Annotated in this window: 7 protein-coding genes and 1 pseudogene; 5 read left to right on the top strand and 3 right to left on the bottom strand. The window is 56.5% G+C overall.

Going from position 1 to position 8,867, the window contains the following annotated elements:
- A partial coding sequence (gene lldP / locus GKAS_RS21355; protein ID WP_035897275.1) for an L-lactate permease occupies window positions 1-1,485 on the bottom strand: 1,485 nt, incomplete at its 3' end.
- A gap of 281 nt (window positions 1,486-1,766) precedes the next feature.
- Complete coding sequence (locus GKAS_RS21350; RefSeq protein ID WP_035897274.1) at window positions 1,767-2,129, bottom strand: YibL family ribosome-associated protein; 363 nt, start codon at window positions 2,127-2,129, stop codon at window positions 1,767-1,769.
- A 275-nt stretch (window positions 2,130-2,404) separates the two neighbouring features.
- On the opposite strand from GKAS_RS21350, the gene GKAS_RS21345 reads away from it, so the two are divergent.
- The 5 genes from GKAS_RS21345 (at window position 2,405) to yiaY (ending at window position 8,067) form a co-directional block, all read left to right on the top strand.
- Entirely contained in the window at window positions 2,405-2,617 is a 213-nt protein-coding gene (locus GKAS_RS21345; RefSeq protein ID WP_035897272.1) for a hypothetical protein, read from the top strand.
- 170 nt (window positions 2,618-2,787) lie between these two features.
- Window positions 2,788-3,396: a glutathione S-transferase gene (locus GKAS_RS21340; RefSeq protein WP_035897270.1), complete on the top strand. Its 609-nt coding sequence runs from the start codon at window positions 2,788-2,790 to the stop codon at window positions 3,394-3,396.
- A 99-nt stretch (window positions 3,397-3,495) separates the two neighbouring features.
- On the top strand, window positions 3,496-4,887 hold the full coding sequence (gene selA / locus GKAS_RS21335; protein ID WP_035897269.1) for an L-seryl-tRNA(Sec) selenium transferase: 1,392 nt from the start codon (window positions 3,496-3,498) through the stop codon (window positions 4,885-4,887).
- Entirely contained in the window at window positions 4,884-6,734 is a 1,851-nt protein-coding gene (selB, locus tag GKAS_RS21330; RefSeq protein WP_035897267.1) for a selenocysteine-specific translation elongation factor, read from the top strand. The genes selA and selB overlap by 4 nt, the downstream gene beginning before the upstream one ends.
- A gap of 181 nt (window positions 6,735-6,915) precedes the next feature.
- Window positions 6,916-8,067 carry an L-threonine dehydrogenase gene (yiaY, locus tag GKAS_RS21325; RefSeq protein ID WP_035897266.1) on the top strand — a complete coding sequence of 384 codons (1,152 nt, stop codon included), beginning with the start codon at window positions 6,916-6,918 and terminating at the stop codon, window positions 8,065-8,067.
- Window positions 8,068-8,212: 145 nt separating this feature from the next.
- On the opposite strand, the pseudogene GKAS_RS21320 reads toward yiaY, so the two are convergent.
- Window positions 8,213-8,867, bottom strand: a pseudogene (locus GKAS_RS21320) (glycoside hydrolase family 127 protein); the annotation flags it as partial.

The following is an 8,867-nucleotide window of genomic DNA, read 5'->3' as shown; positions in this document are numbered from 1 at the left end:
AGTCACGCCGCCGGTGGTGTTGGCCGCAACCAGCAGCACGTCCGACACGCCAATTTGCTGCGCGGCGGTAGCCTGAAGCGCGGCGAACAATGCGTTGGAGGAGGTGTCTGAACCGGTCAGGAACACGCCGAGCCAACCGAGGAACGGTGAGAAGAAGGTAAAGGCGTGACCGGTATGCGCCAGCGCCAGTGCCAGCGTCGACGACAGGCCGGAGTAGTTCGAAATAAAGGCGAACGCCAGCACCATGCCGATGGAGTAAATCGGTAACGCCAGCTCTTTCAGCGTGGAGCCAAAGGTGTTGATAGCCTCTTTCGGCTTCATACGCAGCCAGACGATAGAGAGCAGGGCGGCAAACAGAATCGCGGTGCCGGTGGCGGAAAGCCAGTCGAACTTATACACCGCCGCATAGGCGGTCGCCTGGCTAACAACCGGCGGCATGCGTGCAACCATCTTGTCGAGGAACGGTACCGAGATGTTGATAACCAGATCGTACATCGCGCCGCCTGGGGCGAATAACGCTTTAAACGGCGGAATGCTCCACAGCGTGACGGTCGCGGTCAGGAACAGGAACGGTGACCAGGCGCGAACCACTTGTCCTGCGGTGTAGCGGGTACGCGACAGATCCATATCGACCTGCGAAGCGCCCATATCGCCAAAGCGGAAAATACGCACCGGCTGCCAGCGCTTGAGGAACAGCGTCAGGCACACCAGTGACACCAGCGAAGAGATAATGTCCGGCAGTTCCGGCCCGAGGAAGTTAGAGCTGAGGTACTGGGCGATAGCAAACGAGCCACCCGCCACCATCACCGCCGGCCAGGTCTCTTTGACGCCGCGCCAACCATCCATAATCGCCATGATCCAGAACAGTACGATAATCGTCAGGAACGGCAGCTGACGGCCAACCATCTGACCGATGTGGAAACTATCCAGCCCGGTCACCTGACCGGCAACCAGAATCGGAATGCCCATCGCACCGAACGCCACCGGCGCGGTGTTGACGATAAGGCACAGGCCCGCGGCATACAGCGGGTTAAAGCCAAGGCCAACCAGCAGCGCGGCGGTAATCGCCACCGGTGCGCCAAAACCCGCCGCCCCTTCGAGGAATGCGCCGAAGGAGAAGCCAACAATCAGCATTTGCAGACGCTGGTCTGGCGTAATCGACAGGATCGACGAACGAATAATGTCGAACTGCCCGGTCTTCACCGAGATTTTGTAGACGAAAACGGCGGCGATAATTATCCAGGCAATTGGCCACAGGCCGTAGAAGAAGCCGTAAACAACCGAGGCCAGGGCGCGGTCGACCGGCATCTTGTAGAACAGCAGCGCCACGGCCAGCGCGATAAACACCGTCCAGCTTGCCGCGACATAGCCTTTCAGCTTTAGCTTAATCAGCGCGAAGAAGAAGAACAGAATCGGAAGCGATGCTATCAGGCTGGATAACCAGATATTCCCAGCCGGATCGTAGTTTTGTTGCCAGAGGCTCATGCCGGTCTCCAGGGGGCCACACGCGCCGGTTGCGGTGAGTCTATGCTCAGCTCTGCGTCACGGTTTGTGTAAAATTGGCCCTGCCAATATGGTGATGTAGGGATAATGCCAATGAATGGTTAACCAATTGTTATGTTCTAGCAATCGCTTTGTGATTAAAGATTATGGAAGTGTGAACCAATAGAGATTTGGTTGTGAAATTGGTTGGGCCAATTGGTTTGGGGGATCTCAGAGGAAAACAAAACCTTCCCCCGGGCGGGAGAAGGTTAAGGGGAGGGGAATCAGAACTCGCTCTTGGCGAACCCTGTCATCTCCTGCAGACCCATTTCGCGGCCAAGCGCGCTCATTGGGTGCACGACAACCAGACCACGGACGCTTTTCTTCAGCTTGCCCATGTCGGCCTGTTCTTTTTTGGTAATAGCGCGGCTGAACGGCAGTTTAGTCAGCTGCTGCGCTTCTTTGCTGAGTTTCTGGGTGCGGACTTCACGCAGACGCGCGATTTCCGTTTCAAGTTTGGTTTTTTCAACCTCAAGCTCGGCGTACTTCTCGGCACCTTCTACCAGAGACAGCGCGGCCTGCTGGTGGCGGATAGCATCAAGCATGTCGCTCAGGCGTTTAATTTCGTTCTTTTCGATTTCTTTCATGTTGCTGGTATCTGATAACAAAATAGACGTAACAACCCCTAGTATGCGCGTTGTCGCTCATTTCTGGTAGTTAATTATACAAAATGGAGAAGTTTCTTCGCGTGATAATAAGTATGTTACTTATCTAACGATATGAATTTAAAGGTAATATCAAAAATGAGTTAACACGATCGCTTTTTTGAAAATAAGCGATAAAAATCCGCACATTTTCCTCAACCGCCTGGCGTCTTTTTATCCATCCTTAGAATAAGGTTAATCGATGAGGAGGACATGCGATGAGCAATAAAATGGGTGAAAACATTCCGCGGATTATCGATAAGGCCGTCGATTTCATGGCCTCCAGCCAGGCATTTGTCGAGTATCTGCATAAGAAACCGGCGAATAATCAGGTGCCTAATGACATACCGGAGGACAAAGCCGAGATGTTCCTTGAGCGTCTGGCCTACTATCGCAACCTGTATCGTCCTGTCGATACAGAGAAAAAATAGCGTCGCCATCGCGGCGGGCTAGCGTTAACTTCAAGCATGTCGTCCATGCATGCTGCACATGACCGTTGGATACATTATCTCTATCTGGAGAACCAGGCAGGTAAAAACCAGAAGGCGAAAGCAGCGAGCTGAGCCATACTGATTACTTTGTTGGCGCAAAGGAGATGATGATGAAACTGGTCGGCAGCTACACCAGCCCATTTGTACGCAAAATATCGGTCCTCTTACTGGAAAAGGGGATCGCCTTTGAGTTTGTTAACGAACAGCCCTACAACGCCGAAAACGGCGTTGCACAGTACAACCCGCTAGGTAAGGTGCCCGCGCTGGTGACGGACGACGGCGAGTGCTGGTTTGATTCGCCGATTATCGCCGAGTACATCGAGCTGTTGGGCGTGGCGCCGGAGATGGTGCCGCGTGAACCGCTTGCCGCACTGAAAGTGCGCCAGATGGAATCGCTGGCTGACGGCATTATGGATGCTGGCCTTGCCTCTGTACGTGAACAGGCGCGTCCGGCAGCACAACAATCGGAAGCCGAAGTGCTGCGCCAGCGTGAGAAGATAAGCCGCAGCCTGGATGCGCTGGAAGGCTATCTGGCCGATGGTACGCTGAAGACCGACACCCTGAACCTCGCGACCATCGCTATTGCCTGCGCGATTGGCTATCTGAACTTCCGCCGCATTGCGCCGGGCTGGTGCGTGGAGAGACCTCACCTTGTGAAATTGGCGGAAACGCTCTTCCTGCGTGAGAGTTTTGCACGCACCGAACCGCCAAAGGCTTGATTGAACGCTATAACGCGGAGCCGCTGTACATTGTACAATCCCTCCCTTATGACTCCCTCTCCCGTCGGGAGGGGTAACATTTAACCGTCAGGCCGACTCATGACTACCGATACCCGTTCGCTCTACAGCCAGCTTCCCGCGACCGATCGCCTGCTCCGCGATCCCGCTTTTGCCCGTTTACTTGATGCCCACGGCCACTCGCAAGTGGTGGAACAGCTTCGCCAGATGCAGGATGAGGCGCGCCTTTGCATTCGTGAGCAGCAGACGCTCCCCGCCTGGAGCGCGGATTGGTCGCAGGAGACGCTGCGCCGTCTGAGCCGCGATGCGCAAAGCGCATTACGCCCGGTAATCAACCTGACGGGCACCGTGTTGCATACTAACCTTGGGCGCGCGCAGCAGGCGCAGGCGGCGATTGATGCCGTCACCCAGGCGATGCGCGACCCGGTGACGCTGGAATATGATTTAGACGGCGCAGGACGAGGCCACCGCGACCGTGCGCTAGCCGACCTGCTGTGCCGGATAACCGGCGCGGAAGATGCCTGTATTGTGAATAACAACGCCGCGGCGGTACTGCTGATGCTGGCAGCAACGGCAAGCGGTAAAGAAGTGGTCGTTTCACGCGGTGAACTGGTGGAGATTGGCGGTGCGTTTCGCATTCCCGACGTGATGCGTCAGGCTGGCTGCGTGCTGCATGAAGTTGGCACCACTAACCGTACTCATGCGAAAGATTACCGTCAGGCCTTCAACGATAACACCGCGTTGCTGATGAAGGTGCATACCAGCAACTACAGCATTGAAGGCTTTACCAAATCGGTAGAAGAAGCGGAGCTGGCGGAGATTGGCCGCGAGCTTGGCGTGCCGGTGGTGGCGGATCTTGGCAGCGGTTCGCTTATCGATCTCAGCCGTTACGGTCTGCCGAAAGAACCGATGCCGCAGGAGATGATTGCCGCAGGCGTGAGTCTGGTTAGTTTTTCCGGTGACAAACTGCTTGGCGGCCCGCAAGCCGGCATTATCGTCGGCAAAAAAGCGTTGATAGGCCAGCTACAGCAGCATCCGCTCAAGCGCGCGCTGCGTGCCGATAAAATGACATTGGCCGCGCTGGAAGCCACCTTACGCTTGTATTTACACCCGGAAAAGCTGGCGGCTGAACTTCCGACCCTGCGCCTGTTAAGCCGCACGGAAGAAGAGATTCACCAGCAGGCGCTGCGCCTGCGTGAACCGCTGAGTCAGCGCTATGGCGATGAGTTTGCGGTGCAGGTGATGCCGTGTGCGTCGCAGATTGGCAGCGGTTCCCTGCCGTCCGAAAGCCTGCCGAGCGCGGCGATTGCGCTGACCCCGCTGGATGGTAAAGGGAGCCGACTTGAAGCGCTCTCTACCGCCTGGCGTAGCCTGCCCGTCCCGGTGATTGGCCGAATTTATGATGGGCGTCTTTGGCTTGATTTGCGCTGCCTTGAAGATGAACCCCGTTTCCTGGAGATGTTGCTGAAATGATTATTGCCACCGCCGGTCACGTTGACCACGGCAAAACCACCCTGCTGCAGGCGATCACCGGCATTAACGCCGACCGCCTGCCGGAAGAGAAATCCCGCGGTATGACGATTGACCTCGGCTACGCCTACTGGCCGCAGCCGGATGGCCGCGTACTGGGCTTTATCGACGTGCCCGGGCATGAAAAATTCCTCTCCAATATGCTGGCTGGCGTTGGCGGCATTGACCACGCTCTGCTGGTGGTGGCATGTGATGACGGCGTGATGGCGCAAACCCGTGAACATCTGGCGATTCTCCAGCTGACGGGTAACCCGACGCTGACCGTGGCGCTAACCAAGGTGGATCGCGTAGATACTGCCCTTATCGACGACGTTCGCCGTGAAGTTGCCGATGTACTGCGTGAATACGGTTTTGAGCAGGCGACGCTGTTTGAAACCGCTGCCACGGAAAACCGCGGCATTGACGAGCTGCGTGACCATTTGCGCCAGCTGAGTGCTCGCGAACATCCGGAGAATCAGCGTTTTCGTCTGGCGATTGACCGCGCGTTTACCGTTAAGGGCGCAGGGCTGGTAGTGACCGGTACGGCGCTGTCGGGCGATGTGCGTGTGGGCGACACTTTATGGCTGACCGGCATGGACACGCCGATGCGCGTTCGCGGTCTGCATGCGCAGAACCAGCCGGTGGAGCAGGCCCACGGCGGCCAGCGTATCGCGCTGAATATCGCCGGTGCGGCGCAAAAAGAAGATCTTAACCGCGGAGACTGGCTGCTGAGTGAGGCACCGCCTGCGCCGTCCGAGCGGGTGATTGTCGAGTTGCAAAGCCACGTGCCGCTGACCCAGTGGCAGCCGCTGCACATTCACCATGCGGCCAGCCATATCACTGGTCGCGTGTCGCTGCTGGAAGATAATCTGGCCGAACTGGTGCTCGATGCGCCGCTGTGGCTGGCGGATAACGACCGGCTGGTACTGCGCGATATCTCGGCAAAAGTGACGCTGGCTGGGGCGCGCGTGGTGACGCTCAACTCGCCGCGCCGTGGTAAGCGCAAGCCCGAGTATCTGGCGTGGGTTGCCGCGCTGGCGCTGGCCAAAGAAGATGCGCAGGCGCTGGCAGTCCATTTGACCCGCGATGCGGTGAATCTGCGTGATTTTGCCTGGGCGCGTCAGTTGAGTACCCAGGGTCTTGAGAAACTGATTGCCCAGCCGGGCTTTATTCTCGCGGGCGACAGCCTGCTGGATGCGCCGCTGGCGGCCCGCTGGCAGCGTAAACTGATGGACGCGCTGGCGACCTATCATGAGCAGCATAAAGACGAGCCGGGCCCAGGGCGCGAGCGTTTACGCCGCATCGCTCTGCCGATGGAAGACGAAGCGCTGGTGCTGACGCTTATCGAGCAGATGCGTGAAAGCGGCGTGATTGCTAGCCATCACGGCTGGCTGCATCTGCCGGATCATAAAGCCGGATTTACCGACGAGCAGCAGGCGGTGTGGCAGAAAGCCGCGCCGCTGTTTGGCGACGAACCCTGGTGGGTGCGTGACCTGGCAACGCAAACCGGCACCGATGAGAACACTATGCGTAGCGTATTACGTCTGGCGGCGCAGCAGGGGATGATTACCGCGATTGTCAAAGACCGCTATTACCGCAACGACCGGATAGTGACCTTTGCGAGTATGATCCGCGAACTCGATCAGGAAAAAGGCTCAACCTGCGCGGCGGACTTCCGCGACAAGCTTAATGTGGGTCGTAAGCTGGCGATTCAAATTCTCGAATATTTTAACCGTATTGGTTTTACCCGCCGTCGTGGGAATGACCATTTATTACGCGATGCGCTACTGTTCCCGGATAATAAAAATTAACAAAACAGTGCGAAAATATATAAAACATAATACATAGATATATAAAATCTAAAAGCATGCCATAAACAATAACATGGCGTGCTTTTTATTTTTTCATAGACGAAAATGCCAACTTGATCGGGTTTTCTCGACGAATATTGCTATAGCCTCAACAGCCTGCTTATTAAATAAAGGAACTATCATGGCTGCATCGACTTTTTTCATTCCATCTGTGAATGTCATCGGTAATGGCGCGTTAAATGACGCAATGAACACAATGAAAGAGTACGGCTATCGTCGTGCGCTGATTGTCACCGATGCAGTGCTGAACAAGCTGGGCGTGGCGGGCAATATCCAGAAACGTCTGCAGGAATTCGACATCCTGAGCGTGGTGTTCGATGGCACCCATCCGAACCCAACAACGGTCAACGTTGAAGAGGGGCTGGAAATGCTGCGCGCCAATGATTGCGATTGCGTCATCTCTCTGGGCGGCGGTTCTCCGCACGACTGTGCGAAAGGGATCGCGCTGGTGGCCTCGAACGGTGGCGATATTCGTGACTACGAAGGCGTTGACCGCTCTGCGAAACCGCAGCTGCCGATGATCGCGATTAACACCACCGCGGGTACGGCGTCTGAAATGACCCGTTTCTGCATCATCACTGATGTAACGCGTCATATCAAAATGGCGATTGTCGACAAACACGTGACGCCAGTGCTGTCCGTGAACGACTCTTCCCTGATGGAAGGTATGCCGAAAGGGCTGACCGCCGCCACCGGTATGGATGCGCTGACTCACGCGATTGAAGCCTACGTTTCTATCGCCGCAACGCCGATTACCGATGCCTGCGCGCTGAAAGCGATCACCATGATTGTTGAAAACCTGCCGACTGCCGTCGAAAACGGTAGCAACAGCGAAGCGCGTGAAGCGATGGCCTATGCGCAGTTCCTGGCGGGCATGGCGTTTAATAACGCTTCCCTGGGCTACGTTCACGCGATGGCGCACCAGTTGGGGGGGTTCTACGACCTGCCGCACGGCGTATGTAACGCGGTACTGCTGCCGCACGTTCAGGTGTTCAACAGCAAAGTGGCTGCGGCACGTCTGCGTGATTGCGCGAAGGCGATGAATATCGATGTGAGCGCAATGAACGACGAGCAGGGCGCAGCGGCATGCGTTGACGCAATTCGTAAACTGGCGCGTCAGGTGAATATTCCAGCCGGTCTGCGTGACCTGAACGTGAAAGAAGAGGATATCCCGGTGCTGGCAACCAACGCGCTGAAAGATGCGTGCGGCTTCACCAACCCTATCCAGGCGACCCACGAAGAGATCATGGCGATTTTCCGCGCTGCGATGTAATTCTGGCTCAGTATTAAAAAAAGCAGAACGTTCGCGTTCTGCTTTTTTTGTGCCTGGCATCATTGTAGCCCGGCCAAGCGCAGGGCCGCCGGGAGAGGTCCGTAGGCCTGATAAGCACAGCGCCATCAGGCAACAGACCGCACAATCATCCAGCCTGTTTCTCTTCGTTAACCCAGATACGCATTTCCCCCTCGCCACGGTTGGCCCAGCTAAACCACGGAATAAAGGTCAGCGTCTGCGTCTGACGCTCGGCGGGCGCCGTATCGTAATGCCACAATGACTGTTGTTCTGGATGACGCGTGGCGTATTTCACGCCCTGCGCTTGTAACAGCACCTTGTGGGCGAAAATGCCTTTGCCTTCCAGCTCGGTAAACGTTGCGTTATCCGGCAACCATAGATTATGCAGTTCCTCGCCGTTATCGGCCTGCTCCAGGCAGTAGACCAGCGGCCCGCGCTGAACGGCGACTTTCCCGGCGACGTGGCGCACCAGCGGGTTGCCGTAAACGCGGCGTACCGGCATTGGCATCGTCAGGGTGAGCGTATCGCCTTCAACCCAGGTACGGGTGATATGCAAATAGCCTTTTTTCACCGTTCCGGCGACGTCACGACCGTTCAGCGCTACCTGCGGCGCGCTGCACCAGTCCGGAAGACGCAGCGCCAGGGTGTGGTTTACCGGATCCGGCGAATCAATAGCGATCTTTACCTGATCCTGCCATGGGTAGTTGCCGCTAATGCGCAGACGCAGCGTCTGGTCGTTCACCGGCACTTCCGTGCTGTTACCGATGTAGAGGTTTACATAC

The sequence above is a fragment of the Kluyvera ascorbata ATCC 33433 genome (assembly GCF_000735365.1).
GTDB lineage: Bacteria > Pseudomonadota > Gammaproteobacteria > Enterobacterales > Enterobacteriaceae > Kluyvera > Kluyvera ascorbata.
Note: the sequence above shows the minus strand (reverse complement) of the source record. Positions and strands in the feature narration are given on the sequence as shown.